Genomic DNA, 19,066 nt, shown 5'->3' on the forward strand with positions numbered 1-19,066 from the left:
GGAAGAATCGGTGAAAAATACCCGATTGCCGCGCGTTCGGGAAGCGTGCGAACACCTGTGGACCAAGGAGATGCGCGCGGTGCGGCCAATCCGCGCGAGCGCTACAATCGTCATCACCTATCGCGCGATCACGGAGGCACAGCATGGCAACGCTTCAGCCGATCAGCCGCTACCCGGTGCCCGACCCGAGCGAATGGCCCGACGACATCAGCGCGCGGATTCTCGAAGTGCAGCAGAAGGCCGGCTTCGTGCCGAATGTGTTTCTGACGCTCGCGCATCGGCCCGACGAGTTTCGCGCGTTCTTTGCCTACCATGACGCGTTGATGCTCAAAGAGGGCGGCCTCACAAAAGGCGAACGTGAAATGATCGTGGTGGCCACGAGCGCCGTGAACCAGTGCCTCTATTGCGTGGTGGCGCACGGCGCGATTTTGCGCATCTACGAAAAGGCGCCGCTGCTGGCCGATCAGGTGGCGGTCAATCACCGCAAGGCCGACATCACCGCGCGGCAGAAGGCCATGCTCGACTTCGCGCTGAAGGTATGCCGGGAATCGGGCCGCGTGGACGAAGCCGATTTCCAGGCCTTGCGCGAACATGGCTTCTCTGACGAGGACATTTGGGACATCGCGGCAATCACCGCATTTTTCGGCTTGTCGAATCGCATGGCCAATGTGATTTCCATGCGGCCCAACGACGAGTTCTATTTGATGGGTCGCGTGCCGAAACCCGCGCCGGATGCCTCGCAAAAATAGGCGTATTTTTTTTAGCCGCCGTTCATGCGCCTGCAGGTTCTGACTGCAATGCGGGCGTATGCAGCGCGGTGTCGTCGATCGGGAAATGCAATAGCGCCGCGACAAGTCCGCTCGCCACTGTGGCCTGCCACAGCAGCGAATACGAGCCCGTCATGTCGAAGACCACGCCGCCCAGCCATGCGCCGAGAAACGAGCCGATCTGATGGCTCAGGAAGCAGACGCCGAACAGGCTGCCCAGATGCCGCGTGCCGAAAACTTTCGCCACGAGCCCGCTCGTCAGCGGAACGGTGCCGAGCCACGTGAGACCCATCACGGCTGCAAACAGCACGACCGTCATGGCACTTTTTGGCAGTACGAAGAATGCGCCGATCGTCACGCTGCGAATCAGATACAGCCAGCCGAGCACGTAATGCTGCCGGAACCGGCCGCCCAACCAGCCGCACGCCCAGCTTCCGATCATGTTGAACAGGCCGATCAACGCGAGCGCCGTTGCACCGAGCCCGAGGGGCATATGGCAAAGCGACAGATAACCGGGCAAGTGCGTGGCGATGAACGCAAGTTGAAACCCGCAGGTAAAAAAGCCGATTGTGAGCAACCGGTAACCGCGATGTCGCGCGGCTTGTGCGAGCACTTCGCGTAACGGTGTGGCGAGTGCTTCCTGCCGAGGCGCTCCGGTGTGCGCGCGCCGGTCCAGGATCATGCCGAGCGGGGCCACCATCAGCATCAGGAAGGCCAGCACGAAGAGCGAGGTGGCAATGCCCGCATTGAGCCGGATGCCTTGCACGAGCGGGACCATCAACACCTGTCCGGCAGAGCCGCCGGCGCTGACAAGACCCATCGCCATACTGCGTTTTTCCGGCGACGCCACGCGGCCGACCGCGGGCAGCACGACGCCGAACGTGGTGCAACTGACGCCGATGCCGACCAGCAAGCCCATGCCGACGATCAGCAATGGGCCACTCGGCGCCACGGCCGAAAGCGTGAGGCCCGCCGCGAACGTCGTGGCGCCGAAGGCGACCACCGGGGCTGAACCGTAACGGTCCGCCGCCGCGCCGGCGAAGGGTTGCGCGAAGCCCCACACGAGATTGTGCAGCGCAATGGCGAACGCGATGAGCGTGACGGGCAAGCCGCGATCGAATGAAAACGGGCCGATAAAAAGCCCGAACGTTTGCCGGATCCCCATTGCCGCGCTGAGGATGAGCGCGGCGGCGAGAATGACGAGTGTGGTGTGATTGAAAGCGGGCGCGAAGCGCTTGCTGCTGGCGGTCGACATGGCTCTGATCTCCTTTGACGCCATGGTCGCAGCGAGAACCCGAAGCAGCAAAAGAAAAGTTTTTGACGACAGGTGAGCGGGGCTCACCTGCGTGCGGTTACCGCCGGCGCTTATTGCGCCGCGGCCGCATCGACGCTCGTGTCGCACGAGAACTGCGCCGCCTCCGCCAGTATCCATTGCCGGAAATCAAGCAGTTCGGGCCGACGGTCGGCGTTCTCCGCGCTGACGAGCCAATAGGCAGTGGCCGAGTTGACCGTGTTGAATGCGGCTTGCACGAGCGCGCCGCTTTCGAGGTCGCGATTCACCAGCGGCCTGCGGCCGAGTGCAACGCCAAGTCCCATGCTCGCGGCTTCGAATGCGAGTTGGATCGTGTCGACCCGCAAGCCGGCGTCCGGATCCACGTGCTCCGCGCCCGTGGCTTCGAGCCAGGTCTGCCAGTCTTCGCTCGCGGCATTCACATGAATCAGTGTCGCATTGCTTAACAACGGCGTGCCGTGCACATCGCGCAGCGACTCCAGATAGCCGGGACTGCATACGGGTACGAGCTGTTCCCCAAAGAGCCGCGTCCACGCGGAGCCCGCAACCGGAGCGCGGCTCAGGCGGATGGCGAAATCGAATCCGTCAACAGGAAAACCGACCTGACGATGCGACGTGTCGACCGTCACATTCACTTTCGGCCAACGCGCCCTGAAATGCGGCAAGCGCGGCAGCAACCAGCGCGACGCAAATGTCGGCGCGCAACTCAGCGCAATCGGGCGGTTCGCGCGATGATTCGGCAGACGCTGCGTGCCGATCGCGATCAGCGAGAACGCCTCGGAAACATACGACAGATAGTCGGCGCCCGTTGCCGTCAGCGAAATGCCGCGCGGCTCGCGCACGAAGAGTTCGACCCCAAGCGCCTCCTCGAGACCGACAATGCCGTGACTCACGGCACTGGGCGTGACGTTCAACTCGGCGGCGGCGAGCTTGAAACTTTGATGCCGGCCCGCCGCTTCAAAAAAACGAAGCGCGGGCAAGGGCGGCAGACGGAGCGGCATGTTGCATCCTCATATGACGGCGCCACGCGAGCGAGGCCGCGTGCGTGCGGTTTGGCGACAGCATACCGCGACGTGCGGATCATTTTCCGGCGGCTTTTCATTGCAGTGCGCAAAGGCCCGCCTTCAGCGCCCTCGTGAAAAATTCTTCGCGCGGGATGTCGATTCGCTGCAGAGTAGATCGTCGTGTGCATAGGGCGGCTTTGCGCATACCGCGGGCCGCCTGCTTGTTCTTCTTCTCGACAGGAGATGGCAGATGACTCAACCGAACGAAGCCGCACCCAAGCTCAGGCCGGCCCGCGAACTGGCGGACTCGCCGTGCCGTTTCCCCGGCGAAAGCGCCGAATATCGCCGGGCACGCAACGACCTGCTTGCTGAAGAAATAGAATTGCGCCGCCATATCGAGCGCGTCGCCGCACAGCGCCGCGCGCTGCCGCTGGGCGGCGTGGTGCCGGAGGACTACCGCTTCGAAGCCGAGGCGGGACCGGTCACGCTCAGTGAAATGTTCGGCGCTCACGACACGCTCGTCACCTATAACTGGATGTTCGGTCCGAGGCGCGAGCGCCCTTGCCCGATGTGCACTTCGCTGCTGAGCGCTTACGACGGCGAAATGCCCGACATTTTGCAGCGCGTCGCGTTTGCGGTCATCGGCCGCTCGCCTATCCAGAAGCTCGCCGCTTTCGCGAAGCACCGCGGCTGGCGGTATCTGCGGCTCTATTCGTCGGCGGGGAACACGTTCAACCGCGACTATGCGGGCGAAGATCCCGACGGAGACGACGTCCCGGCGTTCAACGTGTTCACGCGGTCCGGCGGCACGGTGCGGCACTTCTGGGCCCAGGAAATGGGCCCGTGGACCGCCGACCCGGGGCAGGATCCACGCGGCGCGCCGGACGTCATGCCTTTGTGGACCGTGCTCGATATGACGCCGGGCGGCCGCGGACGCGACTGGTATCCGAAGCTCGAATACGACGCTGCACCGCGTTAGCCGGCTCGCGGCATCGCGATCAGTGCGGGGCGTCGTTCGCCTGACTTTGTTCGCGCGCCGATTGCAGATAGCTGGAGATGGCGCCCGAACGCATGGGCGGGCTGAACAGATAGCCCTGCACCGCGCGGGCGCCCAGTGCCTTGACGACCTCCGCTTGCGACGACGTTTCGAGCCCCTCCACGACGCATTCCAGCCCGAGGTTCTTGCACAGATCCAGCACCGATTTGACAATCTTCTTCGACGCGCTATTGGAATCGACGTCCGTCATGAAACTGCGGTCGATCTTGATCGAATCGAACGGCAGGCGGTGCACGTAGCTGAGGCTGGAATAACCGGTGCCGAAGTCGTCGAGCGAAACGCGGCAGCCTGCCGCCTTGATCATCGTGAGGGCGGAGCGGGCCTGTTCGAAATCTCGCGTGAGCGCGGTCTCTGTAATTTCGAACGACACGCGGTGCGGCGGCACGCTGCTCGCCGCGACAATGTCGATCAGCCGGCGCGCACGTGCCGACGTCGAAATATCGATAGCCGAAAGATTGAACGACAGATAAAGCTCGGACGGCCAGTGCGGCACTTCCGCGAGCGCCTTGTGCAGCAGCACTTCGGTGATGCGCAAAATGAGTTCGGTGCGCTCCGCGATGCGGATGAACTCCTCCGGCTTGACTGCGCCGAGCCGCGGGTTGTGCCATCGGCCAAGTGCTTCGAGCCCGATCGTGCGTCGCGTCACGACATCCGAGATCGGCTGAAACTCGAGAAACAGTTCGGACTCCAGATCGGCATGACGCAGTTCCTGCGTGACGAGGCTCGAGCGTCGAATGCGCGTTTCGTGTTCGGTCGAGAAAATCACGGCGGTGCCGCGGCGGCTTTCCTTGCCCACGTACATCGCGGCATCGGCGCGCTCGAACACCTGCGTGACCGTCTTGCCTGCGTCCGGAAATGCGGCCCAGCCGATCGTGCCCGACAGTTCCGCAATATTGCCCCCAACGCGATAAGGCTGGCTCAGTGAGTCGCAAATGCGCTGGCCTAATTCCAGCAGCGCATCTTTCGATTGCCGGTCTTGCGCGAGCACGCCGAACTCGTCGCCGCCGAGCCGCGCAAAGAAAATGCCGGGCTCCGCGAGCGCAAGGAGCCGCGCGCCCACTTCCTGCAGCACGAGGTCGCCGCTTGCGTGGCCGTAAATGTCGTTGACCTGCTTGAAGCCGTCCAGATCGATGAGTCCCACGTTGAAGGCCCCGTCCGTCGCGAGCGCCTGCTCGGACAGCGCCCGCAGGGAGGCGAAGAAACTGCGGCGGTTGGGCAGATCGGTCAGACTGTCGATGCTGGCGAGGCGAAAGTTCTCGTCGCTGAGCCTTTGGGTTTTCTCCTGACTCGCCTGCAAATCGCGCTGCGTATGCACGACGCCGGCAAACGACCGGTAATACAGTTCGATGATAAACGCGAGGGCGAGTCCGACGAGCGACATGTCGACGGCCATTGCGATGAAAACCGGAGACCCCGTGAAGACGAGAAACGTCGCAAAGCTGAGAATGACAATGGAGAGCAACAGCAACGCGGCCACGCGCAGGTGCATCAGGCAGAACACGCAGCCCACCACGGTCGTCGCCATATAAAACGCCACCTGTGCCTGTTCGTAGGGCGTGCCGTAGGGCAGCAGCATGAGCGACCAGGCGGTGAACGCAATGCCGAAAATGCCGGCCATCCAGATGAGTTTGCGCAGCTCCGGTACGGCTTTGTCATGAGTGAGCACGCGATTGCGGCCGCGCCACCAGCGCACGCATCGCACGATACACAGCGCGCATAGCACGCCCGGAACGTACATTGTCATCCACGCCGGTGCACTGCGCAGATGCGTGACCGTGACGGCCATCGTATTGACGATCAGGATGAAGTAAAGGAGCGGAATCTGGCGGCCGAATGCCTGCACCTGCGAACGCACGAGTTCGGGGTCTCCTTCGGCAACAGACAACGCTTCCCTCAATCTGGCTATTGCAACCATTCCTGTCCTTTAACGTTTGCGCCGCATACGCAGCTAGATATATCGGCAGGGCCGGTCGGACCTTGAGCGCGCTAGACCCGGTGCTCGGTGTCGGTATTCGGTAATAACGACGCGCGTGTGCCGCGCGGCACCGTGTTATACCGCATCATTTCAGTAAATTTGACCCGTGATGGCGCTCAAAGCGTCGGGCAGGACAGCACGCGCAACGGGCCGAGCGTCGTTCCGGGTTCGCCGTGCGTGGCCGGGCTGCCTTGCGGCGGAGTGGAAACGAGGCGCACGGCATTCTCGCCGGCATTCGCCAGAACATACTTTTCGGCGCTGTTCTCCGGCTGCCAGTAAGCGCGAAATACGCCATTTGCGCCGAACACGAGCAACTTGCCGTGCACCGTTTTCGCCCCGCTTATGAGGTCCACCGCCTCACCGTCGCGCACCTGGAAAGGCTGCGGGGTGCTTGCGGTGCCCGCGCGCGCGAGCGTCGCGCAGCCGTTTTCATCGGCAAAAACGCTCGTGCAAAAGAGCGTGCCGACCAGGACACCTGTTGCAATATGGCGAAATTTCATTTTTTCTTTCTCCCGATTGCCGGCTTGCACGGCGCCTTGCAAGGCGAGTGCCGGCGCTCGCGCGCGGCACGCCAACCCGGTCAAAAAGCGCTGTGCGCGCGCTTTAACGCTCGCTAAAGCCCTGAAATTGCAACGGATTGTGATTCAAGGCTCGTGCCGGTCAAGCCGGAGAAACACGTAAGCGCGCGATTCTTATGGCACTTTGCCCGCGAAAATCGTCAAATCGCCCGTGGACGGGTGAAACAAGGCTTACACGCAGGGTTTGCGCGAAAGCGCGCGGATGCGTTAGTGTGTCGGTCCCGGCGCGACAGATGTAGCGCCGGTTCCATGATTACCATACGGGAAGTGCTATGAACAAACAGGAACTGATTGATGCAGTCGCCGCAGCGACGGGCGAAAGCAAAGCGGCCACTGGCCAAACCATCGACGCTATCGTTGAAGCGGTGACCAAAGCCGTGGTCGGTGGCGATACGGTGCAACTGGTCGGTTTCGGTTCTTTCTCGACCGGCGCGCGTGCAGCACGCGTGGGCCGCAATCCGTCGACGGGCGCCGAGATCCAGATCGCCGCGGCCAAGACGGTGAAGTTCACCGCAGGTAAAGCGTTCAAGGAAGCGGTCAACGCGTCGTAATGCAACGCGCTTCGCGCCGGAGCGTCCGCACTGCCCCCCGCATCATGCTGTCAGGGCACTGCGAGCGACGCCTCGGGTGCGAAGAATCACGCGCTGCCCAGCCCCGATCAGACGAATTCATCGGCGGATGGCGCGGCGCGTGTGCGCGGCTTGTCTCGAGCCGGCTTGCCGCACTCAGGCGGCTTGTGGCATCAGCCCGCGCGGCGCTTGCGGGTCGCCTCGGCGAGGGTTTCCAGCACCGGTTCGGTTTGCGCCCAGCTGACGCAGGCATCCGTAATGGACACGCCGTAACGCAGCGGCTCTCCGGCCTTCAGATCCTGACGGCCTTCTTCCAGATGACTTTCAAGCATCACGCCGATAATGCGGCGCTCCTGCGCCGACAATTGCTGCGCGAGATCCTGAACCACATCCAGCTGACGCAAATGCGATTTGCCGGAATTCGCGTGCGAGCAGTCAATCATTACCTGTTCGCGCAAGCCCGCTGATTTGAGCGCCGCACAGGTTGCGGCCACGGAAGCGCTGTCGTAGTTCGGCCCTTTCTTACCGCCGCGCAGAATCACGTGGGCGTCGTCGTTGCCGCGCGTTTCGAAAATCGCGGCCATGCCCATTTTCGTCATGCCCATGAATGCGTGGCTCGCGCGTGCGGCGACGATTGCGTCAGCAGCGATCTGCACGCCGCCGTCGGTGCCGTTCTTGAAACCGATGGGGCAGCTGAGGCCGGAAGCCAGCTGCCGGTGACTCTGGCTTTCCGTTGTGCGCGCACCGATTGCGCCCCAGGCGATCAGGTCCGCAATGTACTGCGGGCTCAGCAGGTCGAGAAATTCGGTGGCGGTGGGCAAGCCGAGACCGTTGATGTCGAGCAGCAATTGCCGCGCGAGACGCAGGCCCTCGTTAATGCGGAAGCTGCCGTCCAGACGCGGATCGTTGATATAGCCTTTCCAGCCGACCGTGGTGCGCGGCTTTTCGAAGTACACGCGCATGATGATCAGCAGGTCGTCTTTGTACGCATCCGCGGCGGCTTTCAGTTTGTGCGCGTAGTCGATGGCCTGGTCGTGGTCGTGAATCGAGCAGGGCCCGACGATCATCACGAGGCGGTCGTCGCGCTCGTGCAGAATGTCCGCGATTTCCACGCGGGTGTGTTCGACGAGCGATTGCACCGCGGGCGGCACGGGTAGCTCGTCTTGCAAGAGAGCAGGGGAAATCAGCGGGCGGACGGCGCCGATGCGCACGTCGTCGATGCGCGTGGTGTCCTGGGTGGCGTCGGCCGAGCCGACTTCCTGGTCGTGCAAAGGATTGTCGATGGCGCTCAAGGTATTCTCCCGGACTTGTCGATGTGAGCTGGCCTCGCGGCCTTGAATATGAATGGGGTGGCGTGTGATGCGCTGCCGGGATTATGACATTCGCGTGCCGCTGCCGAGAAACGGCGCTGTGCGAGGGTGCTGGGCGCTGCTTAAAGCCGCCCGATTAGCGCCATCGCCGCAGCCGGATTGCGTTCCTTGAAGCCGCTGATCACATAGAGATAAACGTCGCGCGCGGCGGCTTTCGCGGGAGCCTTGCCGCAGGTCTCCAGATCGCCGGGCGTCGTGCCCGCCGCCAGTTGGCGCGCGCGCTCGGCCCATGCGTCGAGCGCTTTGGTTGAATAGCCCATGGCCTGTTTGTCGGTGGTGCCCATGATGCGCGCGTAGACGAACGGCGCGGTGACGTCGGCGATTTGCGGGTAGTCGCTGTCCCCGGCCAGCACCACGGCGACCTTGTATTTGCGTGCCAGCGCGATGAACTCAGGCGTCCTGAAGCTTTCGTTACGCACTTCAATGGCGTGGCGGAGTTTCACCCCTTCGATGCTCGCCGGCAGCAGCTTCAGAAAGGCCTCGAAATCTTCGCTGTCGAATTTCTTGGTTGGCGCGAACTGCCAGTTGATAGGCCCGAGCTTCTGCTTGAGCAACAGCACGCCGCTCGCGAAAAAACGCTCAATGGTCTCGCCGGCGTCCGCCAGCACTTTTCGATTTGTCGCGTAACGCGGCGCCTTCAGCGAAAAGACGAAATTCTCCGGCGTTTCCTGATACCACTTTTCATAGCTCGCCGGTTTTTGCAAACCGTAGAACGTGCCGTTGATTTCTATGGTTGTCAGCTGGCGGCTCGCGTATTCGAGCTCGCGCTTTTGCGTCAGATCCGGCGGATAAAACGCCCCGCGCCATGGGCCATAGGTCCAGCCTCCAATGCCAACCCGGATTCGCGGTTTCGTGGGTGTCGCCATATGCCGTTATCCTCGTAACCCGCGTTGCCTTGGGGCGCTCAGGTGTCGACTACACCTCGATAGCTGTACCGTGCGTCCATGCAGGCATGAGCTGCGGGTCGCGTTAGTGTTACTGCACCGTCTTAAGCTAGCGCCTAGCGTAGCAATCGGCAGTTCGCCATGCAAGCGCGGAACGCTTAAAACAAGGGATATTCTTCGTGGAAAAAGTCAGCGATTGTTTTTCCGACCGTGGGCATGCGGTTCGCTCAGCTATTATGCAGCGACGCTTCCCGTGTATAACGGTCCCAGGACAAGAAAACGGGCATGATCGCGCCTATAGGTCCAGCGATCGACTTGCTAGTCAGCAAGTTTATAGATTGACGGGCTGATGTTTAATCGGACGAAGCACCGACGCCGGACCTGGCGACGTGCGAACCCCGCATAGAGTTGAACAGACTGTTGACGCGAAAACAGAACTATTGCGATGAGTAACCTCGATCTGAACTTGCTGCGTGTGTTCGATGCGATCCTTCGGGAACGGAACGTTCTTCGTGCAAGCGATGCGATCAATCTAAGTCCGTCCGCAGTCAGCCACGCACTGTCGCGTCTGCGAGCATTTCTCGATGATGATCTGTTTGTGCGAACGGCGACCGGGATGGAACCCACGGCCCGCGCGCTGGAGATGGCGCCGCTCGTACGGGACGCACTCGTAGTCATTGAGCGTGCAATCGGACCGAAGCAGTTCGACCCCGCCAGCACGCAGCGGCAATTCTGCATCGCGGCGACCGACTACGTCACCGCGGTGATTTTGCCCAGATTTCTTCGTGCGACGTCGCTCGCCGCGCCCAACGCGGGCATCGCGCTGTTGCCTGCGAGCAGGATCGATCTGACCACTCAGATCGATGTGGGCCGGGTCGAAATCGCACTTGGATCGTTTTCGAATGTGCCACCCCGAATTCAAGAAAAGGTGTTGTTCGAAGAACGGGACATGATGGTGATCGCCTCCGATCACCCGCTCGCGGGATGGGAGATTGGCCTGAAAGATTTCGCCAGTCTGCCACTGTTGGTGGTCTCAACCGGAGTTTCCGAGGATGGCTTCCTCTCCGAGCGCGGACTGACGAGAAGGACAGAGATGTTCGATCGCACCGCGCTGGAAGCGGCCTTCGAATCGATCGGCAAGCGGCCCGACTTCAAGATCGTCCAACCACACTTCCTCGCGATCCCGAGCTTGCTCGCCGGGACGCAAATGGCAGCGATCGTGCCGGCGCCGCTCGCCCGACTTTTCACGCAATCGCGCACGGTCTACGCAGCGGAACTGCCATGGGAACCGACGACGCGCGCGCTGCAGATGATCTGGCACGAGCGGCATACGGAGGATCGGGGTCATGCCTGGCTGCGTGCCATGTTGTTAGACGCGGCCGTGGCGGCGGCCGCGACGAAGGCCGCGTAGCGCGGGTGGGCAGGCTTACAGAGCTGCATGTCATGCATTTAGCTCTTCAGAAAAATGCACTTCTTGGAACCGGGCTGGCCGTGTAGCCTGCAACCAGGTATCCATTGAAGGGCTCTTGACATGTTGACCGATGAAATCGAAACAGCACTTGATTTGACCGAACTCGAAAGAGTCATGATCAGCCGATTTGCCAACCGGTTCTTTCTGAATCGTGAGGTCGACCCGGCAATTGTGAAGGGAATTCTCAACTCGGCGCGTTACGCCGCTACAGGTGCCAACGTTCAACCCTGGCGCGTTCACGTCGCGGCCGGCAGCGCAAGAAGGCAGCTGATTGATGCGATCAGTACTGCGCACGAGACTTCCCCAGGTGATCACTCGTCCGAGTATCGCTACCTTCCGAAGACATTACCTGAGCCGTTCGCGTCGCGTCTACGCGAGTTCGGCGCGGTTTTTTTCGGGTCCCTGGGTATCGGTCGGGAAGACGTTGCAGCCCGCGCAGCCAATACGGCGCGGAACTGCCGATTCTTTGACGCGCCCGTCGCGTTAATCTTTACGATCGATCGGCGTCTGGAGAGAGGCAGTTGGCTGGACCTCGGCATGTTCATCCAGAACGTCATGCTCGCGGCAAAGGCACGGGGATTGGACACCTGCACACAGGAGTTTCTTTCGCGTTATCACGCAGTCATTCGGGAAGAGCTGACTCTCGGCCCCGAGGAGCTGGTAGTCTGCACGATGGCAATGGGTTACGGCGATCCTGACTGGGCAAAGCGACGCCCGCAGATGCCGAAGGTACCCGTTGACGAGTTTGCATCGTTTTACGGGCTCTAACGAGGCAACGAAGCTTACCGCTTGGGAAAAGTCGCTGCTGCCCGACCACGATCGGTTCAGGGCGACGTGTTCGGGACGGCGCCTGCCGAAAACGACGTGGCTTGACGTCGCACCCGATGCGTCTGACGGACATCGGCTACATGCGCGTGATGCGCCAGCCTCTCACGCGCATATGTTTGCTGGTTGCTCGTCGCGGCGTGTATCCACGGCAGCACCACGCCGCAACTGAATGCGCCGTCAACGAACGCGGCGGCCAGCCGCGCGGGAGCGATGACTAGGCGCAAGCGCATGGGCAGGCGGCAGTAGGGTGTCGTGCCCGATTGCCGGCACGGCCATGCCGAAGGCCATGGCGGTACAGGCGGCTCTTGCGATGGATCGAATGTTCATGAAAATCGGGCTCCCGTGTGTGCTTCCGCATTCCCGTGTGTGGGCTGAGCACGCGAAAGCACCAGGAACGAACATTTTCGATGCACCAAGATGCGAGGCAGAGGCAGGTTGTCGCTAGTCCGTCAATGGCGCCCGCGAACGAGTTCCTGCAGGCGGGAACAGTTGGCGGCCAGCGTTGTTTCATCCAGATTTGTCACGCCCAGCAGTAGCCCCTGCCGCCTTGGATCGTCCATGTACCACGGGGAGAGAGGAACGGGAGCCAACCCGAAAGCTCGCGCCCGCAAAGCGATATCGACATCCGATACGGATGGGGCAAGCGCGGCCACGACGGTCATGCCGGCGGCCGCCTGCACCTTGAGGGAATCCGTCGCCTGGTCCTGCAGGCAACGAACGAGGGCCGCCTGCCGGGCAGCGTAGAGACGCTTCATCCGTCGCAGATGGCGGAGATAGTGTCCCTCGTGCATGAACTCGGTGACGGCGTGCTGCACGGATGCAGCCGGGGCGGGCGCGAGGCACGCCGCGACGTCGCCGAAGCGGCGCGCCATGTCCGGCGGGACAATAATAAATCCCAGGCGCAAGGCCGGGCTGATTGTCTTGCTGAAGGTTCCGATGTGCAGCACTCGTCCATCGCGATCGAGCGAGGCCAGCGCCGGTGTGGCCCGTCCTTTTAGCTGGAGCTCGCCGAGATAATCGTCTTCGACGATCCACGCGTCGTGCCGTTTGGCCCAGCTGAGCAGTGAAATCCGTCGAGCGAGGGACATCGTCATCCCGAGCGGCGCCTGCTGACCCGGTGTCACCACCGCGAGGGCGGCTTCGGGCGCGATCCGCGTGCCAGCGTCGATATCGATCCCCTCCGGGTCCACCGGCACCGCTGCCACAGTCATGCCTGCCAGCCCGAGCGCCATGCGCGTCAGCGGAAAGCCCGGGTCTTCCAGCCAGGCCTGTCTGCCTTCCACCCTGAGGGCGCGAATCGTGAGATTGAGCGCGCCGGAGAAACCTGCCGTAACGAAAACCTGGGAGGGACTGCATCGAAGCCCGCGTGAGACACCGAGATATGCGGCGATCTCCCGCCGCAAATCCGGTTCGCCTCGTGGATCGGGGTAGCCGACGGGAGCCGCTGCCGCCCGGCGCGCGGCGCGTGCCTGAATACGTGACCAGAGCTTGAACGGAAAGGCGTCCTGGGAAGGCACCCCCATTTGAAACGCCAAAGGCGCCGAACTGAAATCGTAGAACAGGTCTGGCAGCGGCGGCGCCTCCGGCGACCATCCGGCCGTCGCGGGAACCGGCCGCGCGGCTACACGGGTGCCGGCCGCGCCCAGGCCGATGGCGAACTGCTCGTCGATCAGTCGTTCATAGGCGGCCCGCACGGTGCCCCGGGACACGCCCAGCTGCGCGGCAAGATCCGACCACGAGGGTAGCCGCGCGCCCGCGGCAAGCTGGCCCGATTGGATCGCATCGCGAAGGGAGCCATAAATTTGCGCCGATAGAGAGGTGCGTCCGGAGCGATCCAGGCGGACAGAAAGCGTTGTCATGGACGCGATGGTACATGCGGATCGTTCGAACTTGGGCCTTTTCCATAACCCGACGAAAGCGTAACTTTCTCCGTATAACGCCGCCGGGCAGTTCCCCGGCGGGATCAGCGACGAGGCGGTGAGGTCAGAAAGTCAGGCGTGCTGCAGGAATCGCACGCTCCCTACAGTTGGAGGAGGAATCCGATGAAGCAGGATAAACCCGCGCTGGCGCACGACATGCCCGGCGTCGTCATTCCGGACAGCCAACTGGCGCGCGAGGTAGCCGAGCTCATTCGCGACACCGAAAGCGAATTGCTGTTTAACCACTCGACACGGGTCTACCTGTGGGGCGCGCTGCTGGGAAAACGCAAGAGTATCGCCTTCGATCCGGAGCTGCTCTATGTCGCGGCCATGTTCCACGACATCGGCCTGACGTCGGCCTATCGCGACAGCGAACTGCGTTTTGAAGTCGACGGCGCCAACGCCGCGCGCGATTTTCTGCGCAGTCATCATATCGACGAGGTGGACGTGGCCAGGGTGTGGGCCGCTGTGGCGCTCCACACGACGCCGGGCATTCCCGAGTACATGGACGGTGAAATCGCGCTGGTGCAAGCAGGCGCCGGTATGGATGTGGCGGGACGGGGCTTCGATGCGTTTTCGGAGGAACAGCGCGCGGCGGTGGTCGCGGCCTATCCGCGCGGCGCCGATTTCGCCGGCAAGATGATTGATGCTTTCTACGACGGGATGAAGCATCGTCCGGGCACCACGTTCGGCACGTTCAACGACGATTTTCTGGCGCACAAGGATCCCAGCTTCGAGCGCGTGAACCTGTGCAGCATCATTCTGAATTCCCGGTGGGGTTGACTGGGCCGCAAACGGGCTCAACTCTACATCTATAAGGTTTTGCAATGCCCAAAAGAACATTTTTGGTCACCGGCGCCAGCAAGCTCGTGCCGATGAAGCGTTTCGGCAAGCCTGAGGAACTGGCCGCGTCCGTGGCGTTTCTTCTGTCCGAGGATGCCGGCTTTATCACTGGACAGACCTTATTTGTTGACGGTGGTGCGTCGGTAGGGAAGGCGTCATTCTGACAGCCCCGTTGCTCTCGAATACGCGAGGGCAACGACACCCCCTCGATTCATATTACCCGAAGCGATCTCTACAAAACCGCTTCGGCGACGAGTTGCAAAGCGGGCGCAAGCTTCAGATACACCTCGGGCCGCTCGAGAGCGTAGGTCAGATTGCGTTGCGCGATCTGCACGTGCTCAGTGGCGAGCGATTGCGCCCGCGTGCCTTCGCCGCGTTCCATCGCCTGCACGAGGCTGTGATGCTGCTGGTGTGCCATGAAAAGCCATTGGCGGCCTTCCTCGATCGCGGATTGCATCGGCAGCATTGCGCTGGCTGCGGCAAACGGCAGACGGTTGTTCATGTCGATTGCACGAATCAGCGCCGCGTTGCCCGAACCTTCGACGATCAGCTTGTGAAAACGGTTGTTCATGTCCGTGTATGCAGCGTAATCGTCGAGATCGAGTTCCGACTTCGCGAGCAGGCGGTCGCCAGCGCGCAGACATTCGTTCAGACTGTTCGCTAACTGACGCTGCACGCCGTGCTCGGCGACGAGGCGCGCTGCCATGCCTTCCAGATGTCCACGCACGGCGATCGCGTCGGCGATTTCCGCCGCGGTGATACGCCGCATCACGTAACCGCCTGCGGGCGACGGCTCGACGAGTCCTTCCTGTTCCAGCGTGGTGAGCGCGAGCCGGACCGGCGTGCGCGACGCTTGCAGCCGTTCGGCAAGGGCCACCTCGCCGAGGCGCTCGCCAGGGGCGAATTCACCCTTGAGTATGAGGTCGCGCAGATGCACCAGCACCCGCTCCTGTTGCGTCTCCATTTCTGCTTCTCCTTTGCCCCCGAAGGCGTCGTGCCGTCTTGCGCAGTGCCCGGCTTGCTTTTGCATTGTAGCTGAGCGTTGGTTCAACGGTGAAGACAACTGAAGGGTCATGTTCTTAACTGTATGCAAAGACGGGGAGAATCCTAGGCATTGGCTAGAGAGACTCGCACCAGGGAAAACGACTAATCTGTCAAAAATATACGCAAAATCAATAAATTAAGTGCGATCACGGCCTCAGGGTGCAAGCTGAAAAGCAGTCGCGGGCAAGCAGTAATGTATGCAGGGATTGAAAACGTGGATTCAATGACATAGTCTTTGCATAAATCAAGCGAGACGCTGCATGCAATGCACGATCGTTTGCATCCAACCAAGGAGACAGTGTCATGATGAGTTCCGCGCAAAACGACGCGATCACGCGCGTCGGCAAAGGCACGCCGGCAGGCGAACTGTTACGCAATTACTGGCAACCGGTCGCGCTCGTGGAGGAGCTCCCCGACGTGCGGCCGGTACGCGCGGTGCGACTGATGGGTCAGGACTTCGTCGTATTCAGGGACCAACAGGGCCGTTACGGAATGCTCGACCGGGATTGCCCGCACCGCGGCGCGGATCTCGCCGCCGGCCGACTCGAAGCAGGGGGCTTGCGCTGCGCTTTTCATGGCTGGCTTTTCGACGTCGACGGCCAGTGTCTGTCCACGCCGGGAGAACCGGTTGGGAGTTCGCTGTGCAAGCGGGTTCGTCAGAGCGCGTATCCGGTTATCGAGCGCAGCGGCATTCTGTTCGCCTACATCGGCAAAGGTGAGCCACCGGCATTCCCCCAGTTCGACTGTTTCGCGGCGCCGAACGAGTACACATTCGCGTTCAAGGGACTATTCGAATGCAACTGGTTGCAGGCACTCGAGGTAGGCATCGACCCCGCGCACGCATCGTTTCTTCATCGGTTCTTTGAAGACGAAGATGTGAGCGCAAGCTATGGCAAGCAATTTCGCGGCGCGTCGGCGGACTCGAATATGCCCATTACCAAGGTGCTGCGCGAATATGAATCACCTGAAATTCTCGTCAGCCCCGCCGACTACGGTCTTCGGCTAATCGCAAAGCGACCGATCGACGACGAGCACACGCATGTGCGTGTAACGAACGTCGTGTTCCCTCAGGCCTTTGTGATTCCGATGAGCGCTGAGATGACCATTACGCAGTGGCACGTTCCCGTCGACGACGAGAACTGCTACTGGTACGCGATCTTCACGAGCTTCGGCGCGCCGACGAACAAGCAGCAGATGCGTGAACAGCGGCTCGAACTGTACGAATTGCCCGACTACACATCGCGCAGGAACAAGCGCAACCACTACGGCTTCGACGTGCACGAGCAATTGACGCAAACGTACACAGGTATGGGCTTCGACATCAACGTGCACGATCAGTGGGCGGTGGAATCGCAAGGGCCCATTCAGGATCGCACGCGAGAGCATCTGGGCACGACTGACAAGGGAATCATTGCGTACCGGCGGCTGCTCGTCGACGCAATAGAAAAGACGCAAGCCGGCGAGAAGACGTTGATGGTGATCGATGATGAGGCGGCGGCACATCTGACCGGGCCCGCGTCGATCGACGGCATTGCTCCCGCTGAGCGGTGGGACGAGTACTGGAAGGAAGCAGACGCCAGCCGCCGCGCTGCCGCCCCTTGGCCCACGCCCAAGGCCTGAGCCCCTGTCCCAACCGGAACGGAGCGCGCGGCTTTCAGGCTGCGCGGAAGAGACATGTCTTTCGTTAAAACCCATGGTCTTTGGACCGACGCGCAGAACGCGGCCTTCGCGCAGCTTCTGGAGCGCCTGAAGGAAAGTGCCGTACAGGTCGTGCGATTCTCGTTTCCCGACCAGCATGGACTGCTGCGCGGCAAGACGCTTGTCGTCGACGATGCAATCAAGGCCTTCGAATCCGGCGTGACGCTGACGAGCACACTGCTTGCCAAGGATACGTCGCATCGCACCGTGTTTCCGGTCTTCACCGCGGGCGGTGGATTCGGCATGCCCGAGATGCAGGGAGCGTGCGACACGCTGATGATCGCCGATCCGCAGACGTTTCGAATTTTGCCTTGGGCACCGCATACGGGCTGGGTGCTCTGCGATCTCTACTTCCCTAACGGCAGGCCTGTGCCGTTCGGCACGCGGCATCTGTTTCGTCGCGCGCTGGAGCGGCTCGCGAATCAGGGGTTCGAACTGGTCAGCGGCCTCGAGGTCGAGTTTCATGTGTTCAAGCTCACGAACCCGAATATGAAGCCCGAGCATTCCGGCCAGCCCGGCTTGCCGCCCGATGTCGAACTGCTGTCGCATGGCTATCAGTACCTGACGGAGCTGCGATACGACGCCGTCGATCACGTCATGGAAATGCTGCGCAACGGGATCGACGGACTTGAGCTTCCGGTGCGGTCACTCGAAGTCGAGTACGGACCGAGTCAGTTCGAGTTCACCTTTGCGCCGACGAAGGGGATCAAGAGCGCCGACGACATGATCCTCTTTCGCAGCGCTGTCAAACAGATATGCCAGCGCAACGGCTATCACGCGACTTTCATGTGCAGGCCGCGTATTCCGAACGTGGTGTCGAGCGGCTGGCATCTGCACCAGTCGCTCGTGCATATCGACAACGGCAGCAACGCGTTCATGCCGTCCGATGCGACTGCTCCGCTGTCGTCTGTTGGGCAAGGGTACCTTGCGGGGCTGCTCGCCCATGCGCAAGCGGCGACCGCTTTATCGACGCCCACAATCAACGGTTACAGGCGGTATCGGCCGTATTCAAATGCGCCCGATCGCGCGAACTGGGGATGTGACAACCGCGGCGTCATGCTGCGCGTGCTGGGCGGGGCGAACGATCCGGCGACGCGCGTGGAGAACCGCGTCGGCGAACCTACGGCGAATCCGTATCTGTATTTCGGCACGCAGGTGCTATCGGGGCTCGACGGGTTGCAGCGCAAGCTGGAATTGCCGCCTTCAGCGGATACGCCGTATGAGACTGAAGCGCAATCGCTGCCCCGTTCACTCGGCGACGCGCTCGACGCACTGCGTGCGGACGAATGCCTGCGCGAAGGTTTCGGCAGCGCCTTCATCGACTACTTCTGCAAGCTCAAGGAAGCAGAGATCAACCGCTTCAATCTCGAAGTAACCGACTGGGAACACCGCGAGTACTTCGAAACGTTCTGAGTGCGCTCAATCATCAAGGAGACATGTGATGCCTATCGTCACTTATATTCTGCGCGACGGTCAACGCACTGAAATAGAAGTACCCGCCGGTACCAGCGTGATGGAGGCCGCGATCCATAACAATGTGCGCGGCATCGAGGCCGAGTGTGGCGGGTGCCTGTCGTGCGCGACATGCCACGTCTATATCGACCCTTCTTCGACGGCCGAGCTTGCGGCGCCCGACGATGCAGAGGAGGAACTGCTCGAAGGCGTGGCAGCAGAACGTCGTCCGGAAAGCCGGCTCAGTTGCCAGCTCGTCGTCGCGTCGACGATGAGCGGACTTGTCGTGCGGATCCCCGAAAAGCAGGGATGAGAT

The 19,066-nt window shown here is 61.7% G+C and carries 17 protein-coding genes and 1 pseudogene; 10 read left to right on the plus strand and 8 right to left on the minus strand.

Annotation, left to right across the window (positions count from 1 at the left end):
- Positions 1-143: 143 nt before the first annotated feature.
- Positions 144-749, plus strand: a complete 606-nt coding sequence (locus tag HV711_RS01905; protein ID WP_035480314.1) for a peroxidase-related enzyme — start codon at positions 144-146, stop codon at positions 747-749.
- Positions 750-771: 22 nt separating this feature from the next.
- Here the strand turns inward: HV711_RS01905 and HV711_RS01910 are convergent, their stop codons facing one another.
- Together HV711_RS01910 and HV711_RS01915 are read right to left on the minus strand one after the other, a co-directional pair.
- Positions 772-2,022, minus strand: a complete 1,251-nt coding sequence (locus HV711_RS01910; RefSeq protein WP_035480315.1) for an MFS transporter — start codon at positions 2,020-2,022, stop codon at positions 772-774.
- A gap of 110 nt (positions 2,023-2,132) precedes the next feature.
- On the minus strand, positions 2,133-3,059 hold the full coding sequence (locus HV711_RS01915; protein WP_028360787.1) for a LysR substrate-binding domain-containing protein: 927 nt from the start codon (positions 3,057-3,059) through the stop codon (positions 2,133-2,135).
- A gap of 253 nt (positions 3,060-3,312) precedes the next feature.
- Between HV711_RS01915 and HV711_RS01920 the strand changes: the two genes are divergently transcribed.
- On the plus strand, positions 3,313-4,041 hold the full coding sequence (locus tag HV711_RS01920; protein WP_028360788.1) for a DUF899 family protein: 729 nt from the start codon (positions 3,313-3,315) through the stop codon (positions 4,039-4,041).
- A 19-nt stretch (positions 4,042-4,060) separates the two neighbouring features.
- Here HV711_RS01920 and HV711_RS01925 read toward each other — a convergent pair whose 3' ends face one another.
- Both HV711_RS01925 and HV711_RS01930 read right to left on the minus strand, forming a co-directional pair.
- Complete coding sequence (locus HV711_RS01925) at positions 4,061-6,034, minus strand: putative bifunctional diguanylate cyclase/phosphodiesterase (protein ID WP_035480316.1); 1,974 nt, start codon at positions 6,032-6,034, stop codon at positions 4,061-4,063.
- A gap of 176 nt (positions 6,035-6,210) precedes the next feature.
- Positions 6,211-6,594 (minus strand): hypothetical protein, encoded by a 384-nt coding sequence (locus tag HV711_RS01930; RefSeq protein ID WP_035480354.1) that lies wholly within the window; start codon positions 6,592-6,594, stop codon positions 6,211-6,213.
- A 350-nt stretch (positions 6,595-6,944) separates the two neighbouring features.
- On the opposite strand from HV711_RS01930, the gene HV711_RS01935 reads away from it, so the two are divergent.
- A complete protein-coding gene (locus HV711_RS01935) occupies positions 6,945-7,223 on the plus strand; it encodes an HU family DNA-binding protein (RefSeq protein WP_006049832.1) in 279 nt (92 codons plus the stop codon).
- A gap of 191 nt (positions 7,224-7,414) precedes the next feature.
- On the opposite strand, the gene HV711_RS01940 is transcribed toward HV711_RS01935, so the two are convergent.
- On the minus strand, positions 7,415-8,533 hold the full coding sequence (locus HV711_RS01940) for a 3-deoxy-7-phosphoheptulonate synthase (RefSeq protein ID WP_028360791.1): 1,119 nt from the start codon (positions 8,531-8,533) through the stop codon (positions 7,415-7,417).
- Between the two features lie 140 nt (positions 8,534-8,673).
- Positions 8,674-9,477 (minus strand): DUF72 domain-containing protein, encoded by an 804-nt coding sequence (locus HV711_RS01945; protein ID WP_035480318.1) that lies wholly within the window; start codon positions 9,475-9,477, stop codon positions 8,674-8,676.
- Between the two features lie 463 nt (positions 9,478-9,940).
- On the opposite strand from HV711_RS01945, the gene HV711_RS01950 reads away from it, so the two are divergent.
- Both HV711_RS01950 and HV711_RS01955 read left to right on the plus strand, forming a co-directional pair.
- The gene (locus tag HV711_RS01950; RefSeq protein WP_035480320.1) at positions 9,941-10,906 is read left to right on the plus strand and encodes a LysR substrate-binding domain-containing protein; all 966 of its coding nucleotides are present in this window, start codon (positions 9,941-9,943) and stop codon (positions 10,904-10,906) included.
- A 120-nt stretch (positions 10,907-11,026) separates the two neighbouring features.
- Entirely contained in the window at positions 11,027-11,734 is a 708-nt protein-coding gene (locus HV711_RS01955; RefSeq protein ID WP_035480321.1) for a nitroreductase, read from the plus strand.
- A gap of 509 nt (positions 11,735-12,243) precedes the next feature.
- On the opposite strand, the gene pdxR is transcribed toward HV711_RS01955, so the two are convergent.
- Positions 12,244-13,653, minus strand: coding sequence for a MocR-like pyridoxine biosynthesis transcription factor PdxR (gene pdxR / locus HV711_RS01960; protein WP_035480322.1), 1,410 nt, complete (start codon positions 13,651-13,653; stop codon positions 12,244-12,246).
- Positions 13,654-13,836: 183 nt separating this feature from the next.
- Here pdxR and HV711_RS01965 point away from each other — a divergent pair, with 183 nt between their 5' ends.
- Both HV711_RS01965 and HV711_RS01970 read left to right on the plus strand, forming a co-directional pair.
- Positions 13,837-14,496: an HD domain-containing protein gene (locus tag HV711_RS01965; protein ID WP_082201449.1), complete on the plus strand. Its 660-nt coding sequence runs from the start codon at positions 13,837-13,839 to the stop codon at positions 14,494-14,496.
- A gap of 83 nt (positions 14,497-14,579) precedes the next feature.
- Positions 14,580-14,720, plus strand: a pseudogene (locus HV711_RS01970) (SDR family oxidoreductase); the annotation flags it as partial.
- Between the two features lie 68 nt (positions 14,721-14,788).
- Here the strand turns inward: HV711_RS01970 and HV711_RS01975 are convergent.
- Positions 14,789-15,520, minus strand: coding sequence for a GntR family transcriptional regulator (locus HV711_RS01975; protein WP_014972101.1), 732 nt, complete (start codon positions 15,518-15,520; stop codon positions 14,789-14,791).
- A gap of 383 nt (positions 15,521-15,903) precedes the next feature.
- Between HV711_RS01975 and HV711_RS01980 the strand changes: the two genes are divergently transcribed.
- Genes HV711_RS01980 through HV711_RS01990 form a run of 3 tightly spaced genes read left to right on the plus strand, consistent with a single transcriptional unit; the run spans position 15,904 to position 19,063 of the window.
- Positions 15,904-17,220: a Rieske 2Fe-2S domain-containing protein gene (locus HV711_RS01980; protein ID WP_035480323.1), complete on the plus strand. Its 1,317-nt coding sequence runs from the start codon at positions 15,904-15,906 to the stop codon at positions 17,218-17,220.
- A gap of 54 nt (positions 17,221-17,274) precedes the next feature.
- Positions 17,275-18,711 carry a glutamine synthetase family protein gene (locus HV711_RS01985; RefSeq protein WP_014972099.1) on the plus strand — a complete coding sequence of 479 codons (1,437 nt, stop codon included), beginning with the start codon at positions 17,275-17,277 and terminating at the stop codon, positions 18,709-18,711.
- Between the two features lie 28 nt (positions 18,712-18,739).
- Positions 18,740-19,063, plus strand: a complete 324-nt coding sequence (locus HV711_RS01990) for a 2Fe-2S iron-sulfur cluster-binding protein (RefSeq protein WP_028360799.1) — start codon at positions 18,740-18,742, stop codon at positions 19,061-19,063.
- Positions 19,064-19,066: the final 3 nt, after the last annotated feature.

This window comes from Paraburkholderia phenoliruptrix, assembly GCF_902859825.1.
Classification (GTDB): domain Bacteria; phylum Pseudomonadota; class Gammaproteobacteria; order Burkholderiales; family Burkholderiaceae; genus Paraburkholderia; species Paraburkholderia phenoliruptrix.